This is a genomic window from Streptomyces venetus, from assembly GCF_039540295.1.
GTDB classification, from domain to species: Bacteria; Actinomycetota; Actinomycetes; order Streptomycetales; family Streptomycetaceae; genus Streptomyces; species Streptomyces venetus.
In genome coordinates this window covers 1-15,136 of the sequence record NZ_BAABET010000021.1, presented here as the reverse complement: position 1 = coordinate 15,136, position 15,136 = coordinate 1, and the positions used below count along the sequence as shown (strand labels likewise).

10 protein-coding genes and 1 pseudogene are annotated in these 15,136 nt (G+C 68.0%); 3 read left to right on the top strand and 8 right to left on the bottom strand.

Annotation, left to right across the window (positions count from 1 at the left end; genetic code table 11):
- Window positions 1-16 precede the first annotated feature (16 nt).
- Window positions 17-853 carry an EamA family transporter gene (locus ABEA82_RS38040; protein ID WP_345666334.1) on the bottom strand — a complete coding sequence of 279 codons (837 nt, stop codon included), beginning with the start codon at window positions 851-853 and terminating at the stop codon, window positions 17-19.
- Between the two features lie 121 nt (window positions 854-974).
- On the opposite strand from ABEA82_RS38040, the gene ABEA82_RS38035 reads away from it, so the two are divergent.
- Together ABEA82_RS38035 and ABEA82_RS38030 are read left to right on the top strand one after the other, a co-directional pair.
- The gene (locus ABEA82_RS38035) at window positions 975-1,550 is read left to right on the top strand and encodes a helix-turn-helix domain-containing protein (RefSeq protein WP_345666333.1); all 576 of its coding nucleotides are present in this window, start codon (window positions 975-977) and stop codon (window positions 1,548-1,550) included.
- A 283-nt stretch (window positions 1,551-1,833) separates the two neighbouring features.
- Window positions 1,834-2,037, top strand: a complete 204-nt coding sequence (locus ABEA82_RS38030) for a hypothetical protein (protein WP_345666332.1) — start codon at window positions 1,834-1,836, stop codon at window positions 2,035-2,037.
- Window positions 2,038-3,446: 1,409 nt separating this feature from the next.
- On the opposite strand, the gene ABEA82_RS38025 is transcribed toward ABEA82_RS38030, so the two are convergent.
- From ABEA82_RS38025 to ABEA82_RS38005, 5 genes are all read right to left on the bottom strand, one after another.
- Window positions 3,447-3,665 (bottom strand): hypothetical protein, encoded by a 219-nt coding sequence (locus ABEA82_RS38025; protein WP_345666331.1) that lies wholly within the window; start codon window positions 3,663-3,665, stop codon window positions 3,447-3,449.
- 226 nt (window positions 3,666-3,891) lie between these two features.
- Window positions 3,892-4,191 carry a site-specific integrase gene (locus tag ABEA82_RS38020; protein WP_345666330.1) on the bottom strand — a complete coding sequence of 100 codons (300 nt, stop codon included), beginning with the start codon at window positions 4,189-4,191 and terminating at the stop codon, window positions 3,892-3,894.
- A gap of 268 nt (window positions 4,192-4,459) precedes the next feature.
- Entirely contained in the window at window positions 4,460-5,494 is a 1,035-nt protein-coding gene (locus tag ABEA82_RS38015) for a three component ABC system middle component (protein WP_345666329.1), read from the bottom strand.
- A gap of 46 nt (window positions 5,495-5,540) precedes the next feature.
- Complete coding sequence (locus ABEA82_RS38010) at window positions 5,541-6,746, bottom strand: ABC-three component system protein (protein ID WP_345666328.1); 1,206 nt, start codon at window positions 6,744-6,746, stop codon at window positions 5,541-5,543.
- A gap of 276 nt (window positions 6,747-7,022) precedes the next feature.
- Complete coding sequence (locus tag ABEA82_RS38005) at window positions 7,023-7,916, bottom strand: lipase family protein (protein ID WP_345666327.1); 894 nt, start codon at window positions 7,914-7,916, stop codon at window positions 7,023-7,025.
- Window positions 7,917-8,028: 112 nt separating this feature from the next.
- On the opposite strand from ABEA82_RS38005, the gene ABEA82_RS38000 reads away from it, so the two are divergent.
- Window positions 8,029-12,597: an AAA family ATPase gene (locus tag ABEA82_RS38000; protein WP_345666326.1), complete on the top strand. Its 4,569-nt coding sequence runs from the start codon at window positions 8,029-8,031 to the stop codon at window positions 12,595-12,597.
- A 72-nt stretch (window positions 12,598-12,669) separates the two neighbouring features.
- On the opposite strand, the pseudogene ABEA82_RS37995 reads toward ABEA82_RS38000, so the two are convergent.
- Window positions 12,670-13,197: pseudogene (locus ABEA82_RS37995) on the bottom strand (pentapeptide repeat-containing protein); the annotation flags it as partial.
- A gap of 1,329 nt (window positions 13,198-14,526) precedes the next feature.
- Entirely contained in the window at window positions 14,527-15,006 is a 480-nt protein-coding gene (locus ABEA82_RS37990; protein WP_425588594.1) for a helicase associated domain-containing protein, read from the bottom strand.
- Window positions 15,007-15,136 lie beyond the last annotated feature (130 nt).

Here is a 15,136-nt window from a genome sequence, read left to right as displayed (position 1 = left end):
CGGTGTGCCGGGCCGCTCAGGTGAGGGCGAGGAGACTGACGGCGACGGCGGCGGTGCCCAGGCCGATCAGCTGACCTCGGTGCATCCGCTCGGCCAGGACACTGCGGGCGAGCAGGACGGTGCCCGCCGGGTACAGGGCGGTGATCACCGCGACTACGGCCAGGTCACCGCTGCGGGCGGCGAGCAGGAACAGCAGGTTCGCCACCGCGTCCAGGATTCCGGCGGTCGCCGAGATCGCGTACGCGGGCCTCTCCGGGCCCAGCCGCCGGAACATCACACCCGCGGCGGCCAGCGTGACCGCGGAGGACACGGCGCGGCCGATGATCAAAGGGCCGACGCCGCTGTCGGACGGCGCCTGGTGCAGGAAGACCAACTGCAGGGCGATGGCCGCCCCCGCGCCGAAGGCCAGCAGCAGCGCGGAACGCGACGGGCGGGCCGACTTCGCGCCGTGCCCGGCGCTGACCAGCACCACGGCCGCCAACGCCAGCGGCAGCCCGATCAGCCCGGCCAGCCCCAGGTGCTCCCCCTGCACCAGCCCGACACCGACCGGCATCATCGCCGAGACCAGCGCCGTGATGGGCGACAGCACGTTCATCGGGCCGATCGCGAGCGTGCGGTAGAGCAGGGCGAACGCGGCAGCCGACGCAACGCCGGAAGCGACGCCCCAGGCGAGCGTGGCAGGAGCGAACGAGGCACCGAGGAAGGGCCACAGCAGCAGCTCGACCGTGAGCGACGCCGGCGCGGCCACCATCACGGTGCGCAGGACATGAGCCTTGCGGGCGCCGAGACCGCCGAGGAAGTCGGCGCATCCATAGGCCAGAGAGCTGCCTAGGGCCAGCAGCAGAGCGATCACAGAAGGTACATCCCTTACTATCAATGGAACGACTACACCGTACAACGCACCGACCGGAAGTCGTCAACCAAACGACCGCGCGGTCCAGTACAGTGGTCCACTGTCTGAAGAGGTGAGAGAGATGGCCGAGACCGAGGCGGCGCTGCGGACACTCGCGCACAACGTCCGCGCGGCCCGCACCCGCGCCGGACTGTCCCTGGACGAACTCGGCCGCCGTGCCAAAGTCAGCAAGGGCGCCCTGGTCGCCCTGGAAAGGGCACAGGGCAACCCCAACTTCGCCACCCTGGTCCGTCTCGCCGACACCCTTGGGATCTCGGTGTCCGCACTGATGGAAGGGCCGGCCGAAGGCCGCGTCAGAGTCGTGTCCGCCGACGCCGTCATGCCTCTGTGGGCCGGAGAGAAGGGCGGCGAGGCCCGGCTCATGCTGACCACGTCGGGAGCGGCCCCGGTCGAGGTGTGGCGCTGGAGGCTTGAACCCGGCGAGGAGTACCCCAGCCACCCCCACCAAACCGGCGTCGTGGAGACCGTCAGCGTCACCGCCGGAGAGATGGTCCTCGTCGTCGACGGCACAGAGCACCCGGTCGAGGCCGGTCAGACCGCCACCTTCGACGGCGACGTCCCCCACACCTACCGCGGCTCAGGCACCCAGACATGCCACCTGATCATGACCGTTCACCTGCCCCCGGGCCGCGCATAGCGCCATGCGGGCGAGCCGCGGCGAGGTAGTCGGACCAGTTCTCGCCGGCCATGGCTGCGAAGCGTTCTGCGGTTCTCGGCTGGATGCCAATCAAGTCGGAGAGGACGACGGGTGGCAGGTCGGCGAGCGCTTGCATCATGGCCGTGTTCCGGGCTGCGCGGGCGGGCAGGCCGTAGCGTTTGAGTTTGTCGGACAGGCCCGCAGGGTTGCGGGGGCGCCCGGGGGCTCGGCCCGGTAGCAGGTACCTGATGGCTTGGTTGCCGTGCCGGGATCCGTCTGCGAGGTGGTCGTCGATGAGGTGGGCGAGCTTCGGGGGCAGGACGACGGGGTGGCGGATGATCTTCAGGTAGGTGTGATCCGCGTCGTGGTGGAGGTGGTCGGTGGTGAGTTCGACGATGCGGGTCAGAGGGAGGGCGTAGAGGCGGATGAGGGCTGCGGCGATGCGAACGTCCGACGGAAGCGTGGGGTCGTTCAGGCACCAGCGTAGTTCCTTGTAGTGGTTTTCTTCGATCTGGAACTGGCCGGGGAGCTGGGAGGGTGGGTGTTCGATGGTCAGGCCGGCCCGGGTGAGGTGGCGGGCGCCGGCCCAGCGGATGAAAGGGATGGAGCGGGCTCGCAGGGTGGGCCTGGAGATTGCCCAGAGGTCCAGGTCTTCCTGTGTGAGGTCCTGGAGGATGTGTTGCTTGGGTGTCCAGCCAGGTGAGGAAGTCGATGGCGGCGCGGATGTTGGCGCAGTCGCCCTTGTGGGCGGTGTAGGTGTAGCGGCCGCGCGCCGAGCGTCGGCGGGCGTCTCGGATGATGTGCCACTCGGCGAACGGGCGGATCAGGGTCGCCTGATGTCCCGGCAGCTTGGCCAGCGTGCGGGCCGTCCAGTTGATGAGCAGGGCGAGGTTCTCATCGCGTGGCGGAAGTAGGCCTGCGGTGGTGAGCAGGCTGCGGACGTAGGTGGTGGCGTGTCCTTGGGGCAGCGCATCCAGGGCCGCGTGGTCGAGTTCGTCGGGCGCGGTTACCAGCTGGCCCAGGAGGCGCGCGGCGGGGCTTCGGCGCAGCCAGGCCAGGACCGGGTAGGGGTTGGGAGCGTTGCTGAGTACATCGGCGAGCGGCCGCAGGGAGGCGTCGAAGGTGGTTCCGTCGCGTGAGAGCAGGCTGGTCACCTTGGCGAGCAGGGTGCAGCGTGGACAGCGGCGTCCCGGCAGGAGATCAGCCGGTTGCTGGCAGGACGAGCAGTAATCGGGCCGCTCGTCGGGGAAGCGGGGTAGGCCCGGGACGGGCTCTTCGGGCGGTCGTCGGCAGCCGATGCGCAATTCCATCAGCTCACTCGCGCGCACGCCTGAGACGGCGGCAGCGGTAATGATCGCGGCAGTGCGGACGATGCCGACCAGGGCGACGGCCTGGAGCCGGGACAGTGGCAGGGTCCAGGGCACTGACGATGTTCCGTCGACTGCGGGGACCGGGTCCGCGTCGCGGCCGAACGGTCTCTCGACGCCGACCCGTGCGAGGGCAGCCTCCAACGCCGGCCTCATGGTGGGCAGCCACGGGTGGCAGAACTGGCTCAGCCCGGCCCGGCGGGCGAGGGTGCCCATGGCCACCGGGAGAAGAGGATCGTCCTCGGCCCAGCCCTTTTCCAGGCGTTTCGAGATGTAATGGTCCTCCAACATGGGCAGGGCTGTGCACGTTCGCGTGTACTCGGCGAGGATTTCGCTGAGCTCCCGGACAGGGACGCGGTTCTTGGGGCCGACGCGCCGGAGTCCCTTGGCTCGCCGTGCCGAGTGAAGGTCGGATTCGCGGATCTTGTGTGCCAGGTCGACGGCGTGCGGACCCAGTGTGGACATCAGATAGAGCGCGGCCGCGAGCATCGGCTGCATGATGTCGTCCGCGACCGGTTGGGTCTTGTTCTCATCTCGGCCGCTGGGGGCGGAGGCGGTGGCGCCGCCCCAACAGGTCGCGGTAGTTCACCAGGTCGACAACGACCTGGGCGGCGGATCTCCTGATCGCGTGGCTGTTCTCGCCGATCACGGCTCCGTCCTCATCGAGCACGTAGCGGCGGTGGGCCAGGTATGCCTCGCAGTCCCGGGTGGTGATCTGTTGCAGGCCGCCGGTCGCCCGTTCGCCCAACCAGTTCCGGCCAGTGTCCGCACCATGCCTCGGATCGCCTGGGCGTAGTGGTTGACCGTGCCCGCGGAATCCGCAGTGCCGTGCGGGTGGATCAGGTCCACCAGGCCGGTGGCCAACTGCCGGGCCAGCAACGGGTTCGGCAGGCCGTCCAGCGAGAACGCCGCACGGCTTCCGTCGCTGAACACGCAAGTGATTCCCAGGGGTTGGTCAATCAGCATGGTCGGCATCAAGCAGCCCCGTCCTCGATGTCGTCCTCGAACTCGGCGGTGGCTTCCCGATCGGCGCTTGCGTCGTCGGTCAGTCCGGCTGAGGCCCCGGCGCCCTCGTATGCCTCCCGGAAGATGCGGGTTGTGTCCAAGCGCCGGAGGTATTTTTCCGTGGTGAGGACGGTGGAATGTCCTAGAAGATCACGAAGTACCAGCAGCGGGTCGGCCTTGCTGAGGTAGAAGACCAGGGCGGCGTCGGCATCGGTGTCCCGCACGAGCTTCGCGGCCTGCCGGTAGTGCCCGGTGACCAGGTATTCCAAGGTCCTCATCGAGAAGGTGTGACGGCATCGGTGGGGCCAGACGTGCGGGAAACGGGGTTCGAAGCGGGCCCGGATCCGGTCCGAGGTCCGCTCGAAGACCGTGGCCCAGGCGGTGAACGGGCCTCCACCGTTCTTCACCGCGAGCAGGCACGAACCGCCGTCCGGGGCGACCAAGCGACGCCGCTCGGCTGGCGTCAGCGACTCCCAGGGCCGCCGACACCCGTTGATCAGCCCTCCCCGGGCGTCCGGCTCACTCACCATCAGCGGTTCACCCCACCGCCGTGGCGGCCGCCAGAGCGAGCTGTCCGTCGTGGCGGCCCGGTCCAGCTCGACATAGTCGTGCAACCCGGCCAGGGCCTCGTAAGAGGTCCACGTGGTGCGGAACCGCGGTCGGCTCCGGCGGCAGCGCGGGGATCTCCCAGGGCAGCAGATAGGTGAACTCCTGCAGCTGCATCCCGGTGGCCAGCGCGTGATCCCCGACCGCCCCGTTGCGAGTCAGCTCCCGCCCGTGAAAACCAGTGTCCTGAGAACCGTCCGGGGCGAGCCCCCGCAGCCCCTTGCGGAACAGCTCGGTGAAGTCCGGCTCCAAGTACTTGATCTTCACGTGCGGCTTGGGGGTGCGGCGGACCGCCAGATTCACCTTCACCTCCCGCCCGGTCCCGGCGAACAGGGCCCGCGCGGCCCGGTAGGTGAAGGGCTCGGCCGTCGCGTACTCCTCGTGCATCGCCCACCGGTAGAACAACGACAGGATGCTCATGTGCTGGCCCCACGTCGTCGCCGCGAACCGGGCCGTCAACGGCCTCGCCGCCCGGTGCTCGGCGTACCGGCTCAGCCCTGCTTTCAGCCGTACCCGCGAGTCGAAAAGACCCACCCCGTGCTCAGCCAGGAACTCCATCCACTCCTTGACCACCCGCGCGTAGTTCTCCCACGAGCTCGGAGCCGGCGCCCCGCTGGCCGGGAGCTCACGCAACCACCGGTTCACCACCGCCGTCGGACGCGGTGCGGCCGGGCCGTCCTCGAAGCGCAGATCGTTGTCGATGAGCACGGGCATCCCCTCGGGGATCAGCGGCCGATGCTCGATGTCCCAGGACTGCCAGCCCCGGGACGAGAAGAAGTTCAGGAGCAGCGCGGGATTGCGTCCCGCCCACGTCGGCAGGTGTGTCCTGATACTGGACGGCAGCGCTTCGCGCGTGGGGCGATGCAGCACCAGAACGGGAAGGACCATGGCCAGCGGCCAGGCCATCGCCCGCCCGCGCTTGAGTTCGTACTCCTGGGCCATCACGGCCTGCACCGCACCCACCATCGCCGGATTCAAAAACGCGGCGAAGGCCTGCGGCTGCTGTAGACGGCTAGGCATGGACGGCGCCGACGGTCAGTGCCTGGACTCGCTGCAGGAACTCGGGATGCCATCCCACGCGGGCTTCATCCGCCAGGCAGTGGTGCTGGCCCCGGTGAAAGAAGACCTGGTCGTACTGGTCCCGGATCCGGACCGTGACGCTGTCCAGCACCTGCCACAGCAGCTCTTCGCCTGCGTCCTGCCGGTCCTGCTCACTCGCATCCGCTGGCAGCCGTCGGACCATCCGGGCAAAGAGCCGCTCCCACTCGTCGACCAAGTCGGCCTGGTAGCACTCCAGTTCGTCCAAACCGATCAGGTCGTTGTCGGCCCAGGCCACTGCCTGGTTGTAGGCCCGGTAATAGTCCATCATCGCCTTTTCCAGCTCTGGCCGGCCGAGGTTGACCCACCGCAGCTGATGGACGAAGTACCGCTCGCTGTAGTCCACGCCCTCCTGCTGGGCGGCCTGCCAATCGCTCCGGTCTACCAGTGTGGGAAGCCGGTCGGCGGTGTAGTCATCCCGGATCTGCTCCACCCGTCGCTTCACTGTCTCCACGGAGACGCTCGTCCGGCGCTTCTGCAGCATTTCGACGACCTGGTCGTACCACCACGCCCACAACTGCTCCATAAACGCCGCCTGCGGACCGTCGCCCGACGGGAGAGTGAACAGCAGCCACTTCCGTACGGCCACATCGAGGCCGTCGATGCCAAGAGTGCCGTCGATGACGCGCATGCGCTGAACGAACGTCGCGCGCTCGCTGGCCGACAGGGCGAGGAAGCGTGCCCGGGCCTCGGCAGTCTCCTTCGACTTCGACTCTGCCGCGGCCGTCTCAAGGCGTCGCAGAGCCACATCAGGCTCTCGGCTCGGGCTTCGCAGTGCAGCCGCTGCCGAACCGTCGCGCGCGTGTTGGGTGGTGACGAGCGTCAGCCAAGGCCCCTCTGTATCACCGGGAGCATGGGTGTCCATCCAGGACCGGATCGCGCGCCACAGATCATCATCGCGATCGCCCAGTGTTCGGCTCGATCGTTGGTGGAGCTTGGTCTGCAGCAGGTCGACAGGACGGTCAGCAACCTCCCACGCGACGTCGTCGTGCAACTCGAGGCTGATCGCTCCGTCAGGCCGTTCGGACGACCCGCGCACCAATTCCAGCAGCGCCCACTTCGCCTGATAGAGGTAGCCCAGAGCGGAGGCTGACGCATCGTGAGATACCTGAGAGGCCATGATCCAGTTTCCTCACGTACCACGCACCGTGTCTAGCCACCTGCACGCGGTGGATGTTGTGTTCGACCGTGGCAGGCGCCGGGACTGAGACTGCTTCCGCGACTACAGCGCGGCCAGATAGCGGAAGTTGCTTACGGTGCGGTGCTGGGGTGCGGCATGCCCGAAGTTGAATCAGATCGTCCGAGCAACCTCGATCGCTGCCGATGGGACGGCGCACCCTGCGCGCGCGACGTATCTGCGGCGTCCGGACCGGATCACGGAACGAACGTCCCCCATTCAAGAGGCCCGTGCCTTGGCGATGCGTTCGAGGACGGCGTCCTGGGCCAGGTAGCGATGGACATCGTGCGCCTTGGCGACGCCACCGTTGTACGCCACGACATCGGTAACCCCCACAGCAAGGTGGGAAAGGCCCGCCCCTTTGTTCACGACGTCGTTCGGGGAGTGGAGGTTGGTCCACTCCACCCCGGCTGGCACGGACAGCGGAGCCCCGGGGGTGTGGACGCCCTCCCTCACGCACAGCCAGCTCAGCGGGGACCCGCAGGTAATGAAGGTGGTCACGCCGGGTCCGCCATCGTGCCCGGTGGGCACCTCGCCGCGGCTCAGCATGTCGTAGAACACCACGCTCCCCAGTGAGTGGGCGATGACCACGCGGGCACCCGTGGCGGTCAGCGCCGCCCGGATCTCGGCGCGCACAGCAGCCGCCGTCTCCTCGTGGCGCAGGTAGCCATGGGCTTCGCGGACCACCCACAGCAGGCGCCCGGTCACCCCCCTGCCGGCCACCTGGTCCACAGCGTGCGCACGGCGCAGAATCCGGGGCGTCAGCCGCCCCACCACGCCGAGGGTGTGACCTGCCAGTGGCGAGTCGTCCTCCTCGGCCAAGGCGGACGGGGCGTAGGACGCCAGTGCCTCCAGGATGAAGGCCTCTTCCTCCTCGTCGACGGGGGCGTCGTCAGCCTCGTCCGGTCCCAGACGAATGAAGCGGGTGGCCGTCTTGGGAAAGGCCCCCTGGTAAGAGGGAACGGTGAGCTCGACCGGACCCACCTGCTCGGCATGCTTGGAGGCTGCCACAGCCGCGTCCAGGGTCTTTTGCCACTTGCTGCTCAATCCCGCCGTCGTGGCTGAGGAACCCTGCTTGATTCCGTGCACACCGATGACTTGAAGGGCGTTCACGACTCCCCCCGTTCTTCTCCGCCGAGCCGTGGTGGTGATGGTAACCGTGCGCCGCGGTGCGTACGCCTCTGGTTAGGCTGGCGCAGCGCGTGCAGAGCTGGGAGGGGGAGCTGTGAGCACGGAAGAGCTGGACGGCGTGGTCCGACGGCGGCTGATCGTGGTCGCGATCGACGGATATGACAATCAGCCGGACGGTTTCGAGAGGGCCATCGCCGAGCAGGTGGACCGGATCACTGGCTGGCTGGCCGACCCGAGTCTCGGTCCTGACCGCCGCTTCGAAGTGAGCCGGGCACCCTCGGTACGTACGGTCGACGAGCTCCGTGATTTTCTGCGGAGCGAGAGCCTCGCTGCCGCCAGCTACCAGGAAGCCGTCGTCGTCTACATCACCGGCCACGGCCTGCGCCGTGACGCGACCCGCCACTTCCTCACCCTCCCCGAGACGGAGCCGGACCGCCCGTTCGCCACGGCCTTTCCCACGAGCGAACTCATCACCGCGATCCTCGACAGCGAGGCCGAGCACGTGATGGTGCTCGTCGACTCATGCTTCTCCGGCATCCTGCGCGCAGAACTGCAACCCTTGCTCCTAGCCCTGTCCGACGATCGCCGCAGGCACCATGGGCTCGCCGTCGTTACCGCCGGGGACTTCAAAGAACAACCGTTGGTGGGCTCGTTCACCCTGCGCCTGGCGCTCGCCCGCGAGCGGATGCTGGACGAAGCTGCCGGCTACACCGCCTCCCACCTGTCCTACGCCGAGTGGGAGCAACTCCTGCACCAAGTGGGACAACACGACAACGGCCAAGAAAAAGACCTAATCAGCACCGAGTGGATCGTTCCCAATTCCCGTCAACAGCAGTTGAGCGCCTGCCTGCCCAACCCTCGCTACCGGCCTCTGCAGAGCACGGCCAGCCCGGCGCTGCGCCAGCTCGCCCTGACCTCTGCGGCAGGGATAGAGACGGAAGCGGGCGACGAGCCGGCGCAAGGCTCCCTTGATGAGTTCTGGCTCGAGCGGGCGTCTGGGCGCGCGGCCGCCGACGACCCTGGCTGGTATTTCAGCGGGCGTGCCGAGCTGATGACTCATATGACCGGGTTCTTGCACGGCACAGCTGGCGTCCTGATCGTCACCGGCGCGGCCGGCTCCGGCAAGTCCGCCCTTCTGGCCCGACTGGTCACCCTCTCCGATCCGGACTTCGTCACGGATCCACACCACGAGGCCATGGTGGCGAACATCGCACCGCAACTACGGCCCGCGCCGAAGTCGGTGGACGTCGCGGTGATGGCCCGCAGCAAATCCGTGCGCACCGTCGTGGAGGACCTGCTCACCGCACTCGGTGGCGAGGACGGTACGCAAAGAGGGGCTCACAGGGAGCTGCCGCTCCAGGCCTTAGTCCGGCTGGTGAGCGGCCAGTCCGACGAGCTGGCGAGGCCGGTCACTGTGGTGATCGACGCGCTGGACGAGGCTGAAGACCCGCTCGCCCTCGTCAACGACGTCATCTTGCCGCTGGCACGTCTGAGGTCCCCGGACCGCGGCAGCGCCGTCCGTCTCCTTCTCGGCATCCGCAGCTCGCCCGTTGTGTCCCACATGACCGACGAGCACCTGCACGATGGGCGAGCGGACCAGCTGCTGAGGCAGCTCACCGAGAGCCTGTCGGCTGAGGACAGCCCTGCGCAGGTACTCCGCACCGACGACCCCGACTCCGTTGGCGACATTGCCGCCTATGTCGCCACGTTACTGCTGGCACCAGCGGACAGCCCGTACCAGGGAGCGCCGGAAGCAGCAGCGGAGGCTTCACGAGCCGTCGCGGCCGCGGTTGCCCCGTCCTTCCTGGACGCCCGCATCGCTGCCGACCAGCTACGCAGGGCAGAAGCCCGCCAGGACTTGACCGAGGAGAAATGGCTCGAGCGCCTCGCCGACGGCACTGCCGGGCTACTGCGCGAGGACATCAAGGCCGTTTCCCTGTCGACCAACGTACCGGCCGCCCTGCTGGTTGCGGCTCTTCGCGCGACCGCCTTCGCCCCAGGAGCAGGCATGCCCTGGGCCGAGGTCTGGCCAACGGCAACCGCCGCGCTGGTGGCACACGAATATGGCAGTGACTACGCCTCCCCTGATGCCGCCGATGGCGCCATCCGCAGGCTCCGCTCCAGCCGTCTCACGGGCTATCTCGCCACAGCTGAGGAAGACGCCCGTGCGGTCTACCGGCCTGTGCACCAGCGACTCGCAGACCTGCTGGTGAGAGACCATGACTGGTTGCTGGCCCCGCCCTCGGCTACCGGCTCCCGCTGGTGGCGTCCGGTCGCCGAGTCGCAGCCGCTGGTCACTGCCCACGCGGCGATCGCAGAGGCGCTGGCCGGGTTAGTCCGGCGCTCCCGACCGCATCTGACCCACCCATACATCCGCAGGCACTTCCTCCAGCACGCGGCCGCCGGCAAAGTCCTGATCGACGAGGGTGTGCCGCTGGAACTTCTGGCCCAGGAGACCTCGGGCGCACTGCGGGCCCACCTCGGCCTGCCACTCCCGGCAGCGGACCCGTCGCGCCGAACTCTGACAGCCGCCGGAATCATCGAGCCGTACCTCGACGACAGCGTCGACTTCACGTCTCGTCTGAGCAGCATCGTCTTTCACTGGAACGTGCAACGAGAGGTGCCGGACGGACTTCCGACCGCGCCTGTCTGGAGCCGGTGGACAGCGCCGACGAACGTTGTGGCTCCGCCCTTCAGGCATACAGCCGCCCTGTGCGTCCTGCCGACCATGGACGGACGCACGCTCATCGCAGTAGCCGCAGCGGAAGAGGCGAGTCTCCGGGTCTGGGATGCCGCGACGGGCGAACGCACCGCAGACCTCGATGGGGGCGAGCACCCGGACGGACTCCGGCCCATTAGAGCCACGGGCGGACGGACGTTCCTCGTCTCACTCGACACTTCAGGCGTCAAGATCTTCGACCCGACGTCGGGTCAGATAATCACGACTGTGTCCCTCCCCGGCGCGGTTGAAGTACATGTCTTGGAGGACGGCTTCGCGCTGTGGAAGCTCTTCATCCGCACCCAAAGCGCCGCGTACCTATGGAGGCCCTCACCCCGGCACGCGCGATCCTCAGCCCGGCACGCCCGTTCCGGGAAGCTGGTCGAGGCCAGCGGATTTCCGCCAGTGAAACCCTGGCACGGATCCCGCACAACGGCTGTCGTGCGCAGGGCGAGCGGTCACGCTCTGGTCGCCGCCACCACCACGGAAGGGATCCGTCTCTGGGACCCTGTTGCGGGACTCGTCGCGCAGGCGCCCTTCGGGGGCCGGACGGCGGCCACACCAACGGCAGTTGCCAGGCCCGAGAAAGACGACCTGCTCCTCGTGGAGAACGGACGGGTGGGCCGCTACATGGAAGTTTGGAACCCCTTCACACGCGTGCGAACGGCACAGCTCGATGGGGGAGGTCGTGGAGCGGTGGCGCTGGCGGGAGGCACGGGGCTCGCCCGGGTCATGCGTGGCCGACTGGTCGTACGAGACTTCGACACCGGCAAAGAGCGATACTTCGACGCGGACGTCCCGACCGTCGACGCCCTCGCTGTATCGGAGGGTCCCGCGGCCCGTCGGGTCTTCTCAGCCGGGTCGCAAGGCATCAGAGTCTGGGACCTCGACGGCGAGATCGAGGCCGAGGCTCATCCTGACGTGCGCAGATCGAGGGGAACGCAATATCGGACCGCTCGGGCGGCGCCGCCGCTACTCCACATGCGGCTCCTGACCAGGGCACGTATTCCGCGAGAAGGCGCAGACGCGGCCGTGGATGTTCTCGCCTTGGGCACGTCCACGGGGCTGGAAATTTACGACGCGGTGACGGGGGAAGAGCTGAAGCGCATCAACATCGGAGAGGTCATCGCCGTTCAGTCACTCCCGTCTGCGCCTCGTACCGCCCTGGTGGCTGTCACAGGGCGGAGGTCGTGGACCATTTTGGACCTGGTGTCCGGCCATCCCGTGGCGTCCATGCACGTCTCGCAATTGGGCGGAGGGCCCTCATGCATGGCGTTGACACCTGCGGGAGGACCAATGCTTGTCATCGCGGAGCGCCCGCGCCCCGCAACGTTCCGTTACTTCGAGTGGGATGCGGATGCCGGCGAAGTAGTGGACTCGGCCGTCGTGTCTGACTGGGAAGTTGGCCGACCCACTTCCCTGGTCGCCGTGCCACCGCGTTGGACCGGCGACCTGGGCGTCGTCGCCGCGGCGACCGCAGAAGGCATCTCTCTCGTTGACATGGCCTCCGGCGACTGCGCGGGCACGCTGCCTCTGCCTGACCTCTGGGTCGATCCCCAACACCTGTGCAGCTTCACGGCCCAAGGCCGAAACCTGCTCGCCGCCTCGACAAGTAAGGCAGTCCGTGGCCGCGGCATTAAAACCAACGGTGCCGCCATTCACGTATGGGACACAGTCGACGGCACGCTGCTCGCCACGTGGGCCTCCCCGGACACGCTGGCCCTGACCGGCCTAGACCTGCCCGACGGCCGAACCCTACTGGCCTCAGGTGACGCTGGAGGCGTCCGCATCTGGGACCCCTGGACTGGCTCTCTCCGGCACAGTCTGCTCACCGGTGCGCCAGTGCACGCGCTCGCCGCTGGTTCCGGCCCAAGGGGCACCGTCCTCCATATCCACGGCCCGGCTGGCCTGGCAACGGTGGCGGTGGACGAACGGCTGCTGTGAAGCAGTCCGGCATGACCGCTTGAGGGCCTCGAGGCAGTCGTACGACGCCCTTCGATCGGGATCGCGAGGGGGTCAGCGTTTGATGCGTCCTCGGGTCGCCAGGACGGCCAGGGCGAGGAGGGCAGGTTCGAGAAGGCGCGAAGCCATTTCGATGTAGGTGCCGGACGTCGTGAGATCTTGGCCGCTGGAGCGGAAGACCACCGAGTTGAGCGTGACATTGAGGGCTCTTTCGAACCGCTTACTCGTGAGCCGATCGGTAGTCGGGTTCTGCGGGTCGTCCTTGTCGAGGGTGAAGGCGCGGCCGCCGCCTGCGGGGACGGTGCCGGTGGCTTGCTGTGTGGGGGAGTGCTGGGGCAGGCCGAAGGCCATGAGGAGCAGGATGGTGGTGAGCATGGCCACGGCGAGCCAGACGAGGGCGCGGGAAGCGCGCAGGCCGTAGCCGGACAGCAGCCAGTAGCCGTGGAGCAGACCTCGTTCGGCTCGCGGGGTGGAGGATTTGTCGTGCCGCCGCATCTCCATCTCGCCGTAGTAGAAATCGGCGGCTCCGGGCTCGTTCTTGCCGTCCTCAAATGCTTTGCGGAGCTGGCGGTAGGCCGCGGCAACGTCCACCGCCCTCCTCCCGGAGTCAGGTTTCCCTCCCCTCTCCCTCTCCCACGGCCAACCCGGCCCCGGAGGGGCCCTGTTGCTCTCCCTTCGTATTCCGTGATTTCCTTTTCTCAGGGAATACCAGCAAACACACCCCCCGGCTTTAAGGGAATCGGAGATTCCCCCTGAACGTCGCCTCAACAAAGGGAACATGACGAATCCTCAACCCACACCCCAACTCAAACCCGAACTCCCCACCCACACACGAAAACTCAGCACCCGGGTTTTTTGCCGGAGGCACAAACCCTATTCGCCCGTCTTTTCCGTGCCGGAGGCACGCAGGGTTATGGAATGGCCGGAGGCCAATTCCATCAACCCCCCCGCCGGAGGCGGGCATTTCGCTCGGGGACGCGCGAAGCGAGCGAAGAGAGTATTCGGCTGCCGGAGGCAGAGCATGTTGCCGGTCTGAACGCACGAGCACTGGCAGGAGCGGCCTCGCCGCTTCCTGCCCTTTCACATGCAACCCCGTCCAGCGCGGCAGCGTCCGGTGCCGGAACGCCGGAGCTGCGCATGCCGAAGACCGACGGCTGAAGGGTCCTCGAGGCTGGACGGCTCCCGCTATCGAAGGGCATGTACACGGCTGCCTGTGTCGCCGACGCCTTGTAGGCCGCGCACGAGGCGGGCCTGACCCACCGGGACATCAAGCCGTCCAACATCATCGCCGCTCCAGCGGCGAGGCCACGGTCGTCGACGCATCACCAGGAGCAGCGACGCCCGGCACGACATCACCACGACCGGCATCCTGATCGAAATACTCGCCTACATGGCCCCGAGGCCCCTGTCCTGGCCCGGGCGGGGGCTGCGCTGCCAAGGCGCATATCGCGCTCCAGATACTCCGCCAGGCGGGCGGCCGCGGCCGCCTCCAGCACGGTCCGCCGCAGCAGGACCAGCATCAGTACCGACTCCAGCACCCGGCCGCGGCACTCCCCACGCCGCGTACCTGCCTCGCACAGGACCGACTCCTCAACCAGTGCGCCCAGCGACTCCACCCGAGCACACATGTCAGCGGCCAGGACGAGGTCCTCGGCACCGCCTACAGCGACCACGACCTCGTCGTGTTCCTCGAGGGCACCGGCGTCGCTGACCCAGCGCCATCCTGGACGTCCCGCAGTGGGTGGAGTGGCGAGGCAGGCCTGCCCACCAGTTCAGCGCCACCGCCCCGCACCCCCGCCCCGGTGAGGCGGACCTGATCGGCCGCCCAGTCCCCCAGGCGACACCACGGACGCAGCCGGCCGAGCAGATAGCCCGCCGCGAGCGCGACGACCCCGGTGACGACGACACCCATCACGACCACCGCATCCCGATGGCGGACAGCAGCTCCACCCGCTCCGGCGACAGCGTCGCGGCCCGGCTCCGATGATTCCCGACCCATGCCCCGAGGCGGAGCGCTCGTTCCTCCTGGTCCTTACCGCCGTCTCCGTCTCCGTCGCCGCCGATGACGATCCGTTCGACGTGCTTCCTCGGGACCCGTAGGTGTCCCTCGCGCTCGTAGTACTGCTTGGCGGCGGTGTAGTTGAGGGCCCATTTGTCGGCCTGCGAGGTGCGCGGTGTGGGTTTCTCGTCCTCGGCCGCGGGTTGGATGCCGAGGATGTGTTCGCACATCCACTGCTGGACGCTGGTGAGCTTGTCCCACCCGAGCCGCTGCGCCCTCACCCATCGGCCGAGGTCTTCGCCCTGGCGCACGACCGCGCCCGGCGATATCGGCAGTTCGCCGCGCTGCTCCAAGCGCTGTCGGGTGAGGTGGAAGGCGCGTTGCCATTCCACGGGTGTGATTGAGAGGTTCGTAGTTGGTGTGGTGGGTGGGGTGTGAGCTGTGGTGTTGGTGATTCTTTGAGAAGGGGGAAGAGTGCTTCTGGGGGCCCTCCGGCGGTGGTGACGAGGCTTCTGATCTGCG